At 38.5% G+C, this 17,735-nt stretch carries 16 protein-coding genes and 1 tRNA gene; 5 read left to right on the forward strand and 12 right to left on the reverse strand.

What is annotated here, in order from left to right; translation table 11 throughout:
- Positions 1-281: 281 nt before the first annotated feature.
- The 7 genes from murI to msrB all read right to left on the reverse strand — a co-directional run bounded on the left by murI (position 282) and on the right by msrB (position 7,309).
- Positions 282-1,091 carry a glutamate racemase gene (gene murI, locus ACWIT3_RS06015; protein ID WP_457161866.1) on the reverse strand — a complete coding sequence of 270 codons (810 nt, stop codon included), beginning with the start codon at positions 1,089-1,091 and terminating at the stop codon, positions 282-284.
- Positions 1,084-1,605: a chorismate lyase gene (locus ACWIT3_RS06020; RefSeq protein ID WP_457161867.1), complete on the reverse strand. Its 522-nt coding sequence runs from the start codon at positions 1,603-1,605 to the stop codon at positions 1,084-1,086. Before ACWIT3_RS06020 ends, murI begins: the two co-directional genes overlap by 8 nt.
- Positions 1,598-3,679 (reverse strand): ATP-dependent DNA helicase RecG, encoded by a 2,082-nt coding sequence (gene recG / locus ACWIT3_RS06025; RefSeq protein WP_457161868.1) that lies wholly within the window; start codon positions 3,677-3,679, stop codon positions 1,598-1,600. Before recG ends, ACWIT3_RS06020 begins: the two co-directional genes overlap by 8 nt.
- Positions 3,676-5,799, reverse strand: a complete 2,124-nt coding sequence (gene spoT / locus ACWIT3_RS06030) for a bifunctional GTP diphosphokinase/guanosine-3',5'-bis pyrophosphate 3'-pyrophosphohydrolase (RefSeq protein ID WP_457161869.1) — start codon at positions 5,797-5,799, stop codon at positions 3,676-3,678. The genes recG and spoT overlap by 4 nt, the downstream gene beginning before the upstream one ends.
- 56 nt (positions 5,800-5,855) lie before the next feature.
- Entirely contained in the window at positions 5,856-6,125 is a 270-nt protein-coding gene (rpoZ, locus tag ACWIT3_RS06035; RefSeq protein WP_046338779.1) for a DNA-directed RNA polymerase subunit omega, read from the reverse strand.
- Between the two features lie 66 nt (positions 6,126-6,191).
- Entirely contained in the window at positions 6,192-6,818 is a 627-nt protein-coding gene (gene gmk, locus ACWIT3_RS06040) for a guanylate kinase (RefSeq protein WP_457161870.1), read from the reverse strand.
- A gap of 98 nt (positions 6,819-6,916) precedes the next feature.
- On the reverse strand, positions 6,917-7,309 hold the full coding sequence (gene msrB / locus ACWIT3_RS06045) for a peptide-methionine (R)-S-oxide reductase MsrB (RefSeq protein ID WP_457161871.1): 393 nt from the start codon (positions 7,307-7,309) through the stop codon (positions 6,917-6,919).
- Positions 7,310-7,554: 245 nt separating this feature from the next.
- On the opposite strand from msrB, the gene gap reads away from it, so the two are divergent.
- Complete coding sequence (gene gap / locus ACWIT3_RS06050; protein WP_457161872.1) at positions 7,555-8,559, forward strand: type I glyceraldehyde-3-phosphate dehydrogenase; 1,005 nt, start codon at positions 7,555-7,557, stop codon at positions 8,557-8,559.
- 180 nt (positions 8,560-8,739) lie between these two features.
- Here gap and ACWIT3_RS06055 read toward each other — a convergent pair whose 3' ends face one another.
- Complete coding sequence (locus ACWIT3_RS06055) at positions 8,740-8,871, reverse strand: entericidin A/B family lipoprotein (RefSeq protein WP_457161873.1); 132 nt, start codon at positions 8,869-8,871, stop codon at positions 8,740-8,742.
- Between the two features lie 252 nt (positions 8,872-9,123).
- Between ACWIT3_RS06055 and ACWIT3_RS06060 the strand changes: the two genes are divergently transcribed.
- Positions 9,124-10,953 (forward strand): AMP-dependent synthetase/ligase, encoded by a 1,830-nt coding sequence (locus ACWIT3_RS06060; protein WP_457161874.1) that lies wholly within the window; start codon positions 9,124-9,126, stop codon positions 10,951-10,953.
- A gap of 60 nt (positions 10,954-11,013) precedes the next feature.
- On the opposite strand, the gene znuA is transcribed toward ACWIT3_RS06060, so the two are convergent.
- The 3 genes from znuA to mltA form a co-directional block, all read right to left on the reverse strand.
- Positions 11,014-12,054, reverse strand: coding sequence for a zinc ABC transporter substrate-binding protein ZnuA (znuA, locus tag ACWIT3_RS06065; RefSeq protein ID WP_457161875.1), 1,041 nt, complete (start codon positions 12,052-12,054; stop codon positions 11,014-11,016).
- A gap of 144 nt (positions 12,055-12,198) precedes the next feature.
- A complete protein-coding gene (gene tcdA, locus ACWIT3_RS06070; protein ID WP_457161876.1) occupies positions 12,199-12,960 on the reverse strand; it encodes a tRNA cyclic N6-threonylcarbamoyladenosine(37) synthase TcdA in 762 nt (253 codons plus the stop codon).
- A complete protein-coding gene (mltA, locus tag ACWIT3_RS06075; protein WP_457161877.1) occupies positions 12,960-14,054 on the reverse strand; it encodes a murein transglycosylase A in 1,095 nt (364 codons plus the stop codon). Before mltA ends, tcdA begins: the two co-directional genes overlap by 1 nt.
- 236 nt (positions 14,055-14,290) lie before the next feature.
- Between mltA and ACWIT3_RS06080 the strand changes: the two genes are divergently transcribed.
- A tRNA-Met gene (locus tag ACWIT3_RS06080) sits at positions 14,291-14,367 on the forward strand.
- 159 nt (positions 14,368-14,526) lie between these two features.
- Here the strand turns inward: ACWIT3_RS06080 and mpl are convergent.
- Positions 14,527-15,909: a UDP-N-acetylmuramate:L-alanyl-gamma-D-glutamyl-meso-diaminopimelate ligase gene (mpl, locus tag ACWIT3_RS06085; RefSeq protein WP_457161878.1), complete on the reverse strand. Its 1,383-nt coding sequence runs from the start codon at positions 15,907-15,909 to the stop codon at positions 14,527-14,529.
- A gap of 145 nt (positions 15,910-16,054) precedes the next feature.
- Here mpl and fbp point away from each other — a divergent pair, with 145 nt between their 5' ends.
- Together fbp and ACWIT3_RS06095 are read left to right on the forward strand one after the other, a co-directional pair.
- Entirely contained in the window at positions 16,055-17,056 is a 1,002-nt protein-coding gene (gene fbp / locus ACWIT3_RS06090; RefSeq protein WP_457161879.1) for a class 1 fructose-bisphosphatase, read from the forward strand.
- Between the two features lie 122 nt (positions 17,057-17,178).
- Entirely contained in the window at positions 17,179-17,667 is a 489-nt protein-coding gene (locus tag ACWIT3_RS06095) for a hypothetical protein (RefSeq protein ID WP_457161880.1), read from the forward strand.
- Positions 17,668-17,735 lie beyond the last annotated feature (68 nt).

Genomic DNA, 17,735 nt, shown 5'->3' on the forward strand with positions numbered 1-17,735 from the left:
TTCTAGTTTAAGCACCTATTAAGACTTCAATCATTAAAATTTTTCAACATGAAATCAATCAACAAGTGCCCACACAGATTGTCTGTTAGATTGTTAAAGAACAAAGAAAAACGACGCGATTTTGTAATCTCTTCTCTACAACGTCGCGTCGTTGTGTGCGGCGTATTATAGGCAAAAATAAATCTCGTGCAACCCCTTTTTTACACTTTTTTGTAATTTTTTTCGCAAAAGATTATTTTTTATACTTTTCAATCAACACAATAATTCGCGGTGCTGTCTTTTTATGCATTTACAGCTAAATGATGTAACTCCTCAAAGCCCCAAGATTGCATGATTGTTTCGAACTGTACTTCATCCTCAAATGATTCAGTACAGAAGATTAAATTTTTTTCTACTGTTTTTGACCGCACTTCAATATCTAACAACAACGATTTAACACGGGCAGCAATTGCTTTTCCAGCGTCCAAAAAATATGTTACTTGTGGCAAGCAATGAGCTATTTCATCTTTTATTAATGGGAAATGTGTACATCCAAGAACAACTGTATCTAATTGAGGGAGTGATTGCCAAGGTTCCAGCTCTCGCTTTAGTTGTGTAATATCCACGACTTTTCCGTGCAGTTTTTGTTCCGCAATTTCAACTAATTTAGTACTACCAATTCTTTCTACAATACAGTGATTCGCATAGCGATTGATTAACTCATTAACATAAGTACGTTTCACGGTTCCTTTGGTCGCAAGTAAACCGATATGTTTGGTTTCTGATATGTTAGCTGCAGGTTTAATCGCGGGTACTGTACCAACAATGGGAATAGAAAAACGCTCACGTAGCGCTGGTAAGACAATTGTACTCGCAGTATTACACGCGATAACAATCAAATCCAAAGGAAACATCTGATCTATTTTATTACAAATAGATAAAGTGCGTTGGATAATGGCTTGTTCACTTTTTTCAGAGTAAGGGAAAAAGGCATTATCAAAACAATAGAGATAATGGCAATGAGGTAATAATTCTCTCACTTCTTTATAAACACTTAATCCACCCACACCTGAATCAAATAAAAGAATGGTGGGCTGAGCTGGTTTAGTCATGTTCTTCCTTTATAAATATTTGGTTATCAAGAAATAATTCAGCAACCATAATCGGATAGTGATTAATTTCAACTAATGCACGCCTTGCATAATGGTTGGTTTGAGGCATTTTTGTCCATTGCAAGCTTTTTCGAATACGATTGGTTTGACGAAATAACCACTCTCCAAGTGCCGTATTACCTAATGTTTGTAACTCTGTATATTCAGATAATACACGTTCGGGGATAAGTGTTCGCGCGAAAACAAGAGTTTTCTTATCGGTATGTAATAACACTTCTCTACACCAAAACTGTTTTTCAAATTGGAAAAGTTGTTTTTCTGTCACAGAGATATCAGTCACCCAGCCTTCAAAGATGACGGAGATCTGTACGTTCCCAAAGTGCAATTTTAATTGTTCAGTTAAGGAGGAAGACAAGCGTAACCAAGATTGCTTGCTCTCTGAAAGTTTACTGATTTCTGCCTCATCAGAAGGCAGCCAATTTGCCTCCTGTAATAATTTAGAATAATTAAGCATTTGAATAAATTTCTTTGTTATGAAGCCAGCGCTTAATTAGCGTCATTGCAATATCAGGATGAGCGATGATCAGCTTTCGTGCATAATGTTGTACGATTGGGATCATTTTACGATCGCGCATTAAATTCGCGACTTTAAATTCAGCAATCCCCGTTTGTTTTGTCCCTAGCACTTCGCCAGGCCCTCTAATTTCGAGATCTTTCTCAGAAATAAGAAAGCCATCTTGTGTATCACGTAACACTTGCAAACGTTTTTGAGATACTTTGCCTAGTGGTGATTTATACATCAACACACAAAATGATGCCGTGCTACCTCGCCCTACTCGCCCTCTTAATTGATGTAATTGTGATAAACCTAAACGTTCCGCATTTTCGATAATCATAAGGCTGGCATTAGGAACATCAACTCCAACTTCAATGACTGTTGTAGCAACTAATAAGTCAATCTCAGCTTGTTTAAATGCAGTCATGATCTCGTGTTTCTCGCTTGGTTTCATTCTGCCATGAACTAAGCCAATTCGTAAGTGCGGTAAAATTTTACGGAGATCTTCTGCAATGGCCTCAGCAGCTTGAGCCTCAAGTACCTCCGACTCATCAATTAATGTACACACCCAATAGGCTTGTCTTTTTTCATTCACGCATGCACGATTAACACGAGCAATCACTTCAGCGCGCCGTTCTTCCGAAATTGCTACCGTAGTAATCGGAGTTCTCCCAGGCGGAAGTTCATCAATAATTGACGTATCCAAATCCGCATAAACAGTCATTGCTAAAGTTCTCGGAATCGGTGTCGCAGTCATAATTAATTGATGAGGGTATATCTCTGCTTTTTTCCCTTTTTCACGTAGCATTAAACGCTGGTGTACACCGAAACGATGTTGTTCATCCACAATTACTAATGCTAAGTCAGCAAATTCGACTTCTTCTTGAAAAAGTGCATGGGTTCCAACCACCATCTGTACTTTTCCTGTCCGAATATTTTCTAACGCTGCCTGACGCGCTTTCCCTTTCACTTTGCCAGCCAACCAACCTACTTCAATGCCTAATGGCTCTAACCAACGACGGAAATTCGTCGCATGCTGTTCTGCTAAAATCTCAGTTGGAGCCATTAATGCCACTTGTTTGTGATTATCAATAGCTAAAAGCGCAGCTAATGCGGCGACTAATGTTTTGCCTGACCCCACATCCCCTTGCACTAAACGCATCATAGGAAAAGTATGTGAAAGATCTCGCTCGATATCTTGTGTGACTCGCATTTGTGCATGAGTGGGTTGAAAAGGTAATTGTGCTAAAAAGTGTTGTTTTACATCACTTTGGTAGTGAAGTGGATATGCCTGAAACTGTTGCGTCCCTAACCGCACTTTTTGCATCGCAAGATTATGAGCGAGCAATTCTTCAAAAATAAGGCGCTGTTGAGCAGGATGCGTTCCCTTTTCTAACGACTCTACTGAAATATCTGGAGGAGGGCGATGTAAAAAACGAATCGCCTCTTTTAAACTAAAGGGATGAGGATTAAATTCATCTGTCAAAATTTCAGTAATTTGCATATTTTCAAGCAATGCTAACGCTTGATCCGTTAATTTTCGTAATGTATTTTGTTTTAACCCTTCAGTTGTAGAGTAAATTGGTGTCAAATTTTCTTCTAAAACTAAAGGGATATTATCACGAATAATTTGGTATTCTGGATGGTGAATTTCCGCCATGAAACGCCCACGCTTAATTTCACCAAATGCTTTAACACGTGCTCCTGGTTGCAAGCTATTTTTCATTCCCGCATTGAAATTGAAAAAGCGTAACATTAGTTTAGAGGAACCATCAGAGAGAGAAACATTTAAAATAGGACGCTTCCCGAATTGTACTTCACAAGTTTGTACGATGCCTTCAATCGTGGCATACGACTCAGGACGCAAATCGATAATAGATGTAATACGTGTACGGTCTTCATAACGAATAGGTAAATGGAAAAGTAAGTCTTGAAGATTGTTGATCCCAATCCGACTTAATTTTTCAGCGATTGCAGCCCCCACACCAGAAAGAGTTGTCAAGGGGACTGCATCAAGAAGTTGAGTTGTCATTTATTGATATTACGTTCAATATTAACAAAACCAGGGATTGCTTTGATTTTACGGATAATATTTGCTAAGTGTTTCGTATCTTTAACCGTTAATAAAACCACGATTTGATATAAACGCCCTTCTTGTTCTTCCGTCCAAATACTTTGGATGTTACTGTCTAATGATGAGATTGTTGTAGTTAAATTTGGCAACGCACCTTGTTGGTTGATCAGTTCAATTCTCAACTCGGCCTCAAAGTCGATCATATTATCGCTTTGTTCCCATTCTACTGACATGTAATGTTCAGGATTTTCTTTGCGATTTTTTAAATTCGCACAGGATTCATGATGAATCACTAATCCTTTACCTGAGCTCGCATAAGCAACGATTGGATCACCTGGAATAGGATGACAACATTGTGCAAATGTGGTTAATAACCCACCCGCACTTTTAATCTCAAAATGATCTTTGTTATTATTGACATCGCCATCAGTGTCAATTTCAATCGCCTCACCAAGCAAACGATAAGCAATGACAGCGCTCATTTGATTACCTAAACCAATTTCCATTAGTAAGTCATCAAAACTGTCTAATTTTAATTCATTTAATAAATTTTGTATGCGAGTTTGATCAAGCTCGTCCAATTTCATTGGTGCAAGCGCGCGTGTCAATTGACGTTTCCCTAATGTCATGGCTTCACCGCCACGCAGGTTTTTAAGAAAATGGCGAATATTTGTACGCGCTTTTGCTGTTACTACAAAATTTAACCAACCTGCACTAGGTTGTGAATTAGGCAAAGTAATAATATCGACCGTTTGACCAGATGTCAGTGCTTGAGATAATGGATAGGATTTACGATCTACATTTGCGGCAATACAACTATGACCAATATCAGTATGGACAGCATAGGCAAAATCAACTGGGGTCGCACCAACTGGCAACTCGACAATACGCCCTTTAGGTGTGAAAACATAAATTTCTTTTGGAAAGAATTCTGATTTCACACTTTCAATAAATTCAAACGAGTTACCGACACTCTGTTGTAACTCAATTAAACTTTGTAACCAGCGTTGTGCTCGAATCTGTACAGTTGTACTATCGTTTTTACCGCCTTCTTTATAGGCCCAATGCGCAGCTACTCCCATTTCTGCCATCTGATCCATTTCTTCAGTACGAATTTGTACTTCGACAGGCACACCATGTGGACCAATCATAGAGGTATGTAGTGATTGATAACCGTTAGCTTTAGGTACTGCAATGTAATCTTTTACACGACCTGGACGTGGCTTATACAAACCGTGCATTTGTCCCAACACGCGATAACATGTGTCCACATCATTGACAACCGCACGGAAAGCATAAATATCCATAATAGAATGAAACTGTTGATCTTTGAGTTTCATTTTTTGGTAAATGGCATATAAATGCTTTTCTCGCCCAAAAACGCGCGCTTCAATCCCAACGTCTTCTAAACGTCCTTTGATCTCATTCGTAATCCGTTGGATCATATCTTTACGATTACCACGAGCAACTTGGATCACTTTTTGTAAAACAGCATAACGTTGAGGATGCATTGCTTCAAAGCCTAAGTCCTCTAATTCATTTTTGATGTGCTCAATACCAAGACGATGTGCCAAAGGACTATAAATTTCTAAGGTTTCTTTCGCAATACGACGGCGCTTATCAGGTCGCAATGCCCCTAAAGTGCGCATATTATGCGTTCTATCCGCTAATTTAATTAAGACAACACGTATATCACGTGTCATGGCGAGAATCATTTTACGAAAATTTTCTGCAGCGGCCTCTTTGCGAGTACGGAATTTTAGCTTATCCAGTTTTGACACGCCTTCAACAATTTCCGCTACACTCGCACCGAACTCGGCTTCCAGTTGTTCTTCTGTATAAGGTGTATCTTCAATGACATCATGCAACAATGCCGCCATAATAGCCTCATGATCTAAACGCATTTCAGCAATAATGGATGCTACCGCAACAGGATGAGTGATATAAGGCTCCCCACTAGAACGAGACTGTCCTTCATGTGCATCGCGTGCAATCACGTAGGCACGTTTCACTAATTCGATCTGTTCTGGGGGTAAATACGCCTCAATAATGCGATTTAAACTTTCAAAAAGATACAAAGGGACACCTAACTTAACGTTAACTGATTAAAATATCGTAAAAACAAACCGCACTTCTATTGATTAGACAATAAAGAAACCGCGTGTAATTCGTTACTTTCTCTTTCAAGCGCATCATAACGCTCTTGAGCATTCATAATATCGTTATTGATTAATCCCTTTTCAATTTCACGCAAAGCAATCACTGTCGGCTTATCATTATCTTCTGGGACTAGCGGTTCACGTAAATGCAACTGTAATTGTCTTGCACGACGTGCTGCGGTTAAAATTAAATCAAAACGGTTACCAATTTTCTCTACCGCATCTTGCACTGTTACACGAGCCATATATTACTCCATCTCATTTGTCATAAAATAATTAAAAAAAGGGGTGATATGATACTAAAATACTGGTTATTTTGCTAGTAATTGTTCAATCAACCGCTGATTTTGTTTTTCTTGATGTGATAAGGTTAAACGCTCTGCACGAAGAATCGATTTCAGATCTTCTAATGCCTGTTCAAACACATCATTCACAATCACATAGTCGTACTCATTATAGTGTGAAATTTCTTCAATAGCTTTTGACATACGTGTTGCAATAACTTCTTGACTGTCTTGACCACGCCCAATCAAACGTTGCTCTAATTCAGGTAAGGAGGGCGGTAAAATGAAGATACTTTTTACATTGGGTACTTTTTGGCGAATTTGTTGTGCACCTTGCCAGTCAATGTCTAAAAATACATCAATACCTTTTGCTAAATTTTCTTCAATTGCAGGTAATGATGTCCCGTAATAGTTACCGCCAAATACTCTCGCATATTCAAGGAACAAGTCTTGCGCGATTAATGATTCAAACTCCTCAACGGAAACAAAATAATAGTGTACACCATGACTTTCACCAGGACGAGGCGATCTTGTTGTATGAGAAACTGACACCATCATGTTCTTGTTATTCTGTTGGTTTAATAATGCAGAAATTAATGAAGATTTTCCTGCGCCGCTCGGTGCAGAAAGAATATATAAATTACCTTGAGCCATGATGCGTTCCTTTATTAATAAATAATGTCTTCTTATTATGCCGACAATTCTCCGCAAAATCAGCTAAAAATAAGACATCGAGTGACTTTTTTTCAACATTATCCTTCAATCAAGTCGCCTGTTTCTAAATCTTCAAATGCCATGGATACAGAATTAACACAATAGCGCAATCCTGTTGGCTCTGGTCCATCTTCGAAGACATGTCCTAAATGGGCATCACACTGACCACAACGAATTTCAACACGTGGTCTCGCTAATTTATAATCATCTAGATAACGGATCGCATCAGGTGAAATCGCCTCAAAAAAACTTGGCCAACCGCAGCCTGCATCAAATTTTGTATCTGAAATAAAAAGTGGGGAATGACACAAGACACAGCGATAAAGTCCCTTTTTATTTTCATTTAATAAACGCCCTGAAAATGGACGTTCAGTGCCCTGATTTAAACAAATATGTACTTGCATCTCTGTCATCTCTTCTCTCTTTTTCATTCAATTCTCCCTAAAAAATGGACTAACAGTTTGTTTTAAAAAATAGAATAGCATGACACAAGTGGCTTTTTTTATTATTTTGACCTAGATCACAAAAAGTTTATCTGCTGTTGTTTTCACCATGCTCTTGTTTCACAACTAAAAAAAAACCGTGCTATAATCTTCTCGACAAAAACAAAAGTGAAACATTCCATTTTTGTTCTATGTAACAGTTTTGTTTAACTTTAAATATAGGTGAAAATCTTATGGCAATTAAAATTGGTATCAACGGCTTTGGCCGTATCGGTCGTATCGTATTCCGTGCAGCACAACATCGTGATGACATCGAAGTTGTCGGTATCAACGACTTAATCGATGTTGAATATATGGCGTATATGCTTAAATACGATTCAACTCATGGTCGTTTCGATGGTACTGTTGAAGTAAAAGATGGTAACTTAGTAGTGAACGGTAAAGCAATCCGTGTAACTTCTGAACGTGATCCTGCAAACTTAAACTGGGGTGCATTAGGCGTAGATGTTGCGGTTGAAGCAACAGGGCTATTCTTAGATGACGCAACAGCACGCAAACATATTACTGCGGGTGCGAAAAAAGTTGTATTAACGGGGCCATCTAAAGATGCAACACCAATGTTCGTTAACGGTGTGAACTTTGATAAATACGCAGGACAAGACATCGTTTCTAACGCTTCTTGTACAACAAACTGCTTAGCGCCATTAGCGAAAGTAATTCACGAAAAATTCGGAATTAAAGACGGTTTAATGACAACTGTTCACGCAACAACAGCAACTCAAAAAACTGTTGACGGTCCATCAGCAAAAGACTGGCGTGGTGGTCGCGGTGCGGCACAAAACATTATCCCTTCATCAACTGGTGCAGCGAAAGCAGTAGGTAAAGTATTACCAGCATTAAATGGTAAATTAACTGGTATGGCTTTCCGTGTTCCTACTCCAAACGTATCTGTTGTTGACTTAACTGTTAACTTAGAAAAACCAGCAACTTACGCTGAAATCTGTGCAGAAATCAAACGTGCTTCTGAAAACGAAATGAAAGGCGTTTTAGGTTACACTGAAGATGCAGTCGTTTCTACAGACTTCAACGGTTGCACATTAACATCTGTATTTGATGCAGCAGCAGGTATCGCTTTAACAGATACTTTTGTGAAATTAGTGTCTTGGTATGATAACGAAACAGGTTATTCAAACAAAGTATTAGACTTAGTTGCATTAGTTCACAACTATAAAGGCTAATCTTTAATTGCCTACATTTTCATAGCCTCTTGCAAAACAAGAGGCTATTTTTTTATGTATAAAAATAAAAAGCTGAGCTTATTTGTATCTGCTCAGCTACTGATATATTCTTACTTATTATAAAATGTGTACTACAATCCGCACTCATCACGTAGTGTAAACACATCATAAGATACGCCGTTAATTACCGACGACTTTTTCTAATTTCTCACCTGCTTTTTGGATATCTTTACCCACCCCTTTGGTTGTTTCACAAGCAGTTAAAGATAAAACGAATGCTGCTGATAATAAAATAGCCACGATTTTTTTCATAGAATGTTCCTCTATTGGTCAGTAATTAAATGAGCTCAATCAATACAGCTCTATCTCATCCTATACTATTTTTAGCAAAACACAAAATGCCTCATACATATTTGCTGATTTTATGAAGAACGAGTCCTTAATGAAAAAAGAAATCAATTTCTAACTTATTAAGCATAATTTCAGTAAAAATAACTAGTTTATTCTAGCTAACAAGTGTAAGCTTAGATAGATTAAATCATACTATAATGAATCAAGGACACCATGAGTAATTTGAATCTACATTTTGTGAATCGCATTCGTGAACAATCTGAACATTTATCAAATGAAACTGCATTACGTTATCATACTGAAACGGGCTGGAAAGATATAAGCTGGAAACAATTTCAACAAGACATTGATACTTTCTCTTATGCGTTATTAGCTAATCAGATTGATATACAAGATAAAATCGCTATTTTCTCCCATAATATGCCTCGCTGGACGATTGCTGATATTGGTACTATGCAAATCCGTGCAATTGTTGTGCCCATTTATGCTACCAGTGCGGCTAAACAAGTGGAATATATTCTAAATAATGCTGATGTAAAAATCGTATTTGTTGGTGATCAGGAAGAGTACAACTGTGCGCTAGATGTATTAGGTAACTGCCCTCAATTACAAAAAATTGTTGCAATGAAAGACAGCATCGATTTAAAAGGTCACCCTAAAGCGTATACATGGCAAGCTTTTCTTGCTGAAGGTTCTGAACAGCAATCAAGTATGCTACAAAATCGTTTAGCCAGTAAAACGCTGACTGATTTATTCACTTTAATTTATACATCTGGCACAACAGGGGAACCCAAAGGGGTGATGCTTGACTATGCGAATCTTGCTCATCAATTAGCAGCCCATGACACAGCATTTGAAACCTTAAATGTTAACCAGTACGATGTCTCCCTTTCATTTTTACCATTTTCTCATATTTTTGAACGTGCTTGGGTGGCTTATGTACTCCATCGTGGTGCTGTTAACTGCTATCTTGAAGATACCAATAAAGTCAGGGAAGCACTCACTGAAGTTCGCCCGACTTTAATGTGTGCGGTCCCCCGTTTTTATGAAAAAATTTACACTGCAGTATGGGACAAAGTACAAAAAGCGCCATTTATACGTCGTGCAATTTTTAACTGGGCAATTTCGGTTGGACAAAAACGTTTTGAATTAGCAAGCCAGAAAAAACCAATTCCATTTATCCTACGCAAAAAATATGCGCTTGCGGATAAATTAGTGCTGTCTAAGTTACGCCAATTGCTCGGCGGACGCATCAAAATGATGCCTTGTGGAGGTGCAAAACTTGAACCTACTATAGGATTATTCTTCCACAGTATCGGGATTAATATCAAACTCGGTTATGGTATGACGGAAACAACTGCCACCGTGTCTTGCTGGGAAGATAACAATTTCGAGCCGAATTCGATTGGTACCCTGATGCCTGGCGCAGAGGTAAAAATCGGTGAAAATGATGAAATTCTAGTACGTGGTGGAATGGTGATGCGCGGTTATTATAAAAAACCGCAAGAAACTGCAGAAGCATTTACCGAAGAAGGATTTTTAAAGACAGGCGATGCTGGTAAGATTGATGAAAAAGGCAATCTCTATATTACTGATCGCATTAAAGAATTAATGAAAACGTCAAATGGCAAATATATTGCACCACAATATATTGAAACGAAAGTAGGCAAAGATAAATTCATTGAACAAATTGCAGTGATCGCAGATGCGAAAAAGTATGTATCCGCATTAATTGTGCCTTGTTTTACTAGTCTTGAAGAATATGCTAAACAACTCAATATTAAATATCATGATCGTATGGAGCTCATTAAACATTCTGAGATTATCAAAATGTTTGAGCAACGAATTAATGAGTTACAAAAAGAGCTGCCTAGTTTTGAACAAATAAAAAAATTTACGCTGTTACCACAAGCGTTCACCACAAAAATGGAAGAAATTACGCCGACGCTAAAACTGAGACGCAAGGTTATTGTGGAACGTTATAAAACACAAATTGAGGAAATGTATAAAGATTATACAAACAAAAAAGACAGCAAAGAGTAAAAAAGAAGGGCTTCAAAATTGAAGCCCTTTTGTTTCTCTTACGATAACTGTGACTACCGTTTATTTATTCAAACAAGAGAAGTAACTATCTGCCGTATATTGTAAAAAGTTTGCATAAGAGTTCAAGCCCAGTTTCACTGTTTCTCCCATTGGATCTAAACGTCCAACATGAACCCCCGTACCTTTACTTAATCCTTCAATCACTTTTGGTGTAAATTGTGGTTCAGCAAATAAACAATTGACTTTATGCTCTTTAATTTCTGCTTTAATTTTTGCCAATGTTTTTGCACCCGGAGCAACTAATGGATTAATCGTAAAATAGCCTGTTTGTTTTAGATCATAAGCCTCATTGAAATAACTATAAGCATCATGGAAAACGTAGAAACCTTTATCTTTAACTGGCATCAACTGCTGTTTAATTTTCTCACTTTGCTCATCTAAAGTGCGGTTAAATTCTGCTAAATTTTGTGCAATCTTCTCTTTTTTCTCTGGATAAAGCTCATTCAAACGAGAGGCTAGGCGTGATGCAACAATTTTGCTGATATCCGGTGAATACCAAACATGCCAGTTTGTACTGTGATCATGGTCATGTCCATGAGCATGTTTATGGTCGTGGTCATGTTTGTGGTCATGATCGTGTTTGTGGTCGTGATCGTGTTTGTGGTCATGCTCATGTTTGTGGTCGTGATCGTGTTTGTGGTCATGATCGTGTTTGTGGTCATGATCGTGTTTGTGGTCATGATCATGCTCCTCGCCTTCTAAAAACTCACCAATTTCAGCAAAATCTGCAATGCTGAGTACTTTCTTAAATGGCATCGGGCGCAGTGTCTTATCTAAAAATGCATCCACATCTTCCCCCACCCACACAATGAGTTCTGCAGATTGCAATTTCTGAATATCTGATGGTTTTAAGCTGTAATCATGTGGTGAGGCACCTGCTGGAACAAGCACTTCTGTCTCAGTAATGCCATCGGCGATAGAAGATGCAATAAAACCAAGTGGTTTAATTGAAGTAACAATCTGTGCACTGGCTAGCGCAGAGACTGACGCAAGTGCCGCCGCTAATGCAGTTTTTTGTAATGTATTTCGTAAAATCGACATATACCGTACCTTATTAAGAATAATTATCAAAAATTAGACGACTAAGCCTACTCTTTTTCGTTTTAAATTGCTATCTTTTTTTTACCTGAAAAATAAGTTTTTATTAAAAAAGCGAATTCACTTCGCTTTTTATCCTGATTTGTCTTAACGCAGTAATTTATCAATCACACGTGAAACAGCAAAAAAGCCAAAGGTGGCTGTAATCATCGTTGCAGCACCAAACCCATTCGCACAATTCATGCTCGCCGATACTTCACAAGCGCCATCAGTTTTAGGAAAGATAAGAGGTTGTGTCGAAAAAACACAATCGACACCAAATTTTCGTTTCGGATTTTGACTGAAATGATATTCTTTACGTAAAAGTGAGCGCACTTTTGAGGCAAGTGGATCTTGAATTGTCTTGCTCAAATCGGCAATTTGGATCTGAGTAGGATCTGTTTGTCCACCCGCACCACCAACTGTGATCAATTTGATTTTATTACGTTTACAGAACGCAATCAGTGCCGCTTTGGTTTTAACACTATCAATCGCATCAATCACATAATCATAATTTCGTAACAGATAGTCCGAAAGATTTTCTGCTGAAATAAAGTCATCAATAATGTTAACTTGGCATTCTGGATTAATTAACGCAACGCGTGCTTTCATTGCTTCCGTTTTGAGTTGCCCAATATTGCCTGATAGCGCGTGAATTTGACGGTTAATATTGGTGACACAAATATCATCCATATCAATTAATGTCAGCTTCCCTATACCAGAGCGTGCCAATGCCTCAACACACCATGACCCGACACCTCCAATACCAACAACACATACATGCGCCTGTTTTAAGCGTGACAATGCCTCAGCACCATATAGGCGTCCAATTCCACCAAAGCGTTGTTCATAATTATCCACTCGTTCCATTATTGCAATACCCACACTCTGCCATAATGTTTTGACAAGCCAGCAATATGACCTGCTTCATCACCGATTCCCCGATATAAATCAAAGTGATGTCCTTTTACTGCCCCTCCCACATCTAGAGCAATCATTAAATGTAATTGATGTTCACCTGTCCAATTACCCTGTGAATCAATTTGTGGCACTTCCACTAATAATATGCTCCCTAACGGGATCACATTACGGTCAGCTGCGACCGATGCCATCGGCACTAATGGTACCCCCGCAGCCCCTTTCACTTTGCCATACGGATCATTCTTAAAAAACACATAAGACTCATTTCGCTCTAATAGAGCCTGTAAGCGAGAAGGATTAGCTTTTGCCCAATCGCGAATGGCTTTAATGGACATTTTTTCTTTAGCAATCTCACCATCTTCTACTAATAAACGACCGACACTGGTATAAGGAAAACCGTTTTGTCCTGCATAAGCAAAATAATTTAACTCACCCTCTCCAAAATCGACGTATCCACTGCCCTGAACACCTAATAAAAAGTTATCCAGCATAGAATCACTATATGCAAGTGCTAACCCTTTTTTATCTAATGCCCCAGCATACACTTGCGCGCGACTCACACGCTTATGTTTTGGCATCGCATAAATTGGTTGATTATATTTACCTTGTTGTGTACGACGGGCGTGAATAACGGGAGAATAATATCCTGTCATAAGAACATTTTGATAACCATCAAATCCTTTCATCAATTGCGTTTGAATACCAAAGCCTGCAAGCTGACTCACATCTGCTCCCGCTAATACCCAATTGGTGACTTTGACATAGTTATGATCAAATTGATTGACTAATTTGGTGGAATAATTTCTTACATTCGACACTTGCGTTAAAAAATCGCCTTGATTCATCACGGAACTTTGATTTTCAACACGTGAAACCGCATTCAATGTTGTTTGTTGATAAGCACGCCCCGTATATTTTGCACCAAATTTTTGCGGATCGGCTTTATCATGTCCTCCTCCACTCGTATTAGAGGAGCAAGCAGCAAGTAACATGACACTGAATAGTGCGCTCACTTTAACTAAATATTTTAGCTGATACATCATTTTGATTCCTAAATAACCACGACTACATAAAAGCGCATACGCTATCAGAAATTAGGGGAAAAAGACAGCCTAGACACAATATTTTATTTGTTCTCGTCCTGTGACCTCAATTCATTTGATGTGAAGCAAATGGAACAAAAAACAATCTAATTGTTCAATTTTGTAACAAACAGAACACGTGAATTAATTTTTTTATTGCAATAAATTCTGAAGCGAGTATATTACGCCTCCACAGACGCGGGGTGGAGCAGCTTGGTAGCTCGTCGGGCTCATAACCCGAAGGTCGTTGGTTCAAATCCAGCCCCCGCAACCAGATTCCTAGAAGCCATATGTATTGATACATGTGGCTTTTTTTATGCGACACCGAACCATCATAGAACAATGAACAATAAAAAAGGACTGACTTAGTTCTCACTATTCCAGTCCTTTACATCTTCTTATGTGATTTACGATGCTGATTTGAGCAATATCATCAACCGACTTCTTCTGATTTTAACGCTAGTTGCTCCAGTAATTTTTGATGAATACCGCCAAAACTGCCATTTGACATCACTAAAATATGATCTGAGGGCTTCGCTTCAGCCACAATTGCCTCCACTAATTTATCTAAATTCACGCTCCACATCACTGACTGTACACATTGATTAGCGATATCAACAACTTCCCACCCAATATTTTCGGGTTGAAATAGGAATACGCTGTCCGCTCGTCCTAAGGCTGGCGCAATTTCATCCTTATGAACCCCCATTTTCATCGTATTCGAACGCGGTTCCAGTACCGCCAAAATACGTACGCCCCCTCCAACTTTGTCGCGAAGTGCGGTTAATGTTGCTAAAATTTCAGCTGGATGATGTGCAAAATCATCGTATACTGTCACGCCGTTTACTTCACCTTTTACTTCTAAACGGCGTTTTGGACTCATAAAAGTAGATAATGCAGCACAAGCATCTTGAATAGAGACGCCAGCATGATGAGCAGCAGCAATTGCCATCAACGCATTATGCATATTGTGCTGTCCCACAACATTCCACTGTACTTGTGCCACCTGCTCGCCATGGTGGAATACCGCAAACTGGGTACAATCATTTGTAATACGCTGCGCAAACCATTCTTGATCTTGCCCTAAAAACTGCTGATGTGACCAACAGCCCATTTCAAGTGTCGTTTTCACACTTTGCTCATCTGCCACTGACAAGATACAACCGCTTGCTGACATCGTGCGAATCATATGGTGGAATTGACGTTGAATTGCGTTTAAATCATCAAAAATATCAGCATGATCAAAACCAATATTATTAATAATTAAGGTTTTCGGATTATAGTGAACAAACTTTGAACGCTTATCAAAAAACGCCGTATCATATTCATCCGCTTCAATCACAAAATATTGACTTTCCCCTAAACGCGCTGACGTTCCGAAATTACCCGAAATCCCCCCAATCAAAAAGCCAGGTTTTAAGCCGCACTTATCTAAAATCCAACTTAACATACCAGTTGTCGTTGTTTTACCGTGGGTTCCAGAAACCGCAAACACCCAGCGTTCACGTAATAAATGATCATGTAACCATTGTGGACCAGATGTATAAGGAAGATTATTTTCTAATACATATTCAACACAAGGATTACCGCGTTTCATAGCATTACCAATAATCACCATGTCGGGTGCAGGCTGTAACTGCGTTGCCTCAAAATGTGGAATAATCTCAATGCCACTTTCTTGTAAAAACGTACTCATTGGAGGGTAAACATTCGTGTCTGACCCCGTTACGTTATAACCCAATTGTTTCGCAATAATCGCAACGCCACCCATAAAGGTGCCGCAGATGCCTAGAATGTGAATATGTTTTGCTGTCATTTTACGATCTCAATAAAAAAATTGTCATAAAAGTGTGTCGAAGATCACATTGTTCACATTCGACTTTTTTATGAAAAACCTAAGGTTGCTATAATAAATCAACTCATTACATGAGTAAAATTTATTAATAGCAAGGACAAAAATTATGAAAACGTTGGGTCAATTTATTGTTGAAAAACAAGCTGAATATCCGAATGCGAAAGGTGAGCTAAGTGGGATTCTCTCTTCAATTCGTTTAGTCGCTAAAGTCATTCACCGTGACATCAATAAAGCAGGGTTAACAAATAATATTTTGGGTGCATCAGGTACAGAAAACGTGCAAGGCGAAACTCAAATGAAGCTAGACTTATTCGCTCATAACACAATGAAACAAGCCTTGATTAGCCGTGAAGAAGTCGCAGGTTTTGCGTCAGAAGAAGAGGAAAACTTCGTTGCTTTTGATACAGAACGTGGACGCAATGCAAAATATGTGATTTTAACGGATCCACTTGACGGTTCTTCAAACATTGATGTGAACGTTGCAGTCGGAACCATTTTCTCAATTTATCGCCGTGTTTCACCAATTGGTACCCCTGTTACACTTGAAGATTTTATGCAACCAGGTCATCGCCAAGTAGCTGCTGGCTACATCGTGTATGGCTCTTCCACCATGTTAGTGTATACCACAGGAAATGGCGTAAACGGTTTTACTTACGATCCTTCTTTAGGCGTATTCTGCTTGTCTCATGAGAATATTCAAATCCCATCAAATGGTAAAATTTACTCTATCAACGAAGGGCAATACCTCAAATTCCCTGATGGTGTGAAAAAATACATTAAATATTGTCAAGAAGAAGACAAAGCTACAAGTCGTCCTTATACTTCACGTTACATCGGTTCATTAGTGTCTGATTTCCATCGTAATATGCTCAAAGGCGGAATTTACATTTACCCGAGCGCAACCAATTATCCAAATGGTAAATTACGTTTACTCTATGAAGGAAATCCAATGGCATTTCTTGCAGAACAAGCTGGTGGGTTAGCCACAGATGGACATCAACGCATTTTAGACATCAAACCAAGCGCATTGCACCAACGTGTACCACTTTTCATTGGTTCCAAAGAAATGGTCAAGAAAGCGCAAGATTTTATGGCTGAATTCAGTTGAATGTAAAGTAATTAAAAGAGCCCGTGATTAATTTGACGGGCTATCTTTCATTCCCTATCATAAGCAGCACAAAAAATAACCTTAAAATTTTAGTATTTCATTTAACTTTAGGAAAGGTCGCTGTGAACGTCAAACAACTTTTAATTCTGGGAGCTCTTACATTACCGCCATTTTTACTATGGAGTTGTGAAAAAAACGTTTCAGCAATAACAACAGGACAAAGCCAAGAAGAACTACAATCGATCAAACAATTTAATGAAACCGTGCGTATTACGCCTGCTCAACGCTATATCACTCAGGATAACAATCATGATCTAGCGGCAATGACGTATCGTGTCGAGAATTTAAGTGATAAATCGATCAAAACAATCTTATGGAATAGCGTTTATATTCTTGATTCTAATTTTCTATATACGCATGATTTACCAATTTTTTTTGAGTCTTCTCTTGCCCCAAGGAGCTATCAGACCATTGCAAAAACCGTTCCAATCAGTAGTATTCCACAAAAAAATAGGCCACTTGTGCTAAATCCTAAAAATCCAATTCAAGTCACGATTATTGCTAAAGAAATTATTTTTGATGATGGGAGTAAAATTACTGTATCCAGATAAAAAAGCTCAATAAAACATCAAAACATTCAAATAGCTATCTTCACATTATTTCATTAAACAGGTTAACG

It is taken from the genome of Pasteurella sp. P03HT (genome assembly GCF_054052285.1).

Coding starts and splice junctions, on each gene's coding strand:
- ACWIT3_RS06055 (WP_457161873.1), bottom strand. CDS start 8,871: ATGAAAAAAATCGTGGCTATTTTATTATCAGCAGCATTCGTTTTATCT.
- msrB (WP_457161871.1), bottom strand. CDS start 7,309: ATGAAAAAGAGAGAAGAGATGACAGAGATGCAAGTACATATTTGTTTA.
- znuA (WP_457161875.1), bottom strand. CDS start 12,054: ATGTCGATTTTACGAAATACATTACAAAAAACTGCATTAGCGGCGGCA.
- mpl (WP_457161878.1), bottom strand. CDS start 15,909: ATGACAGCAAAACATATTCACATTCTAGGCATCTGCGGCACCTTTATG.
- murI (WP_457161866.1), bottom strand. CDS start 1,091: ATGACTAAACCAGCTCAGCCCACCATTCTTTTATTTGATTCAGGTGTG.
- fbp (WP_457161879.1), top strand. CDS start 16,055: ATGAAAACGTTGGGTCAATTTATTGTTGAAAAACAAGCTGAATATCCG.
- recG (WP_457161868.1), bottom strand. CDS start 3,679: ATGACAACTCAACTTCTTGATGCAGTCCCCTTGACAACTCTTTCTGGT.
- tcdA (WP_457161876.1), bottom strand. CDS start 12,960: ATGGAACGAGTGGATAATTATGAACAACGCTTTGGTGGAATTGGACGC.
- rpoZ (WP_046338779.1), bottom strand. CDS start 6,125: ATGGCTCGTGTAACAGTGCAAGATGCGGTAGAGAAAATTGGTAACCGT.
- gmk (WP_457161870.1), bottom strand. CDS start 6,818: ATGGCTCAAGGTAATTTATATATTCTTTCTGCACCGAGCGGCGCAGGA.
- ACWIT3_RS06060 (WP_457161874.1), top strand. CDS start 9,124: ATGAGTAATTTGAATCTACATTTTGTGAATCGCATTCGTGAACAATCT.
- ACWIT3_RS06020 (WP_457161867.1), bottom strand. CDS start 1,605: ATGCTTAATTATTCTAAATTATTACAGGAGGCAAATTGGCTGCCTTCT.
- gap (WP_457161872.1), top strand. CDS start 7,555: ATGGCAATTAAAATTGGTATCAACGGCTTTGGCCGTATCGGTCGTATC.
- mltA (WP_457161877.1), bottom strand. CDS start 14,054: ATGATGTATCAGCTAAAATATTTAGTTAAAGTGAGCGCACTATTCAGT.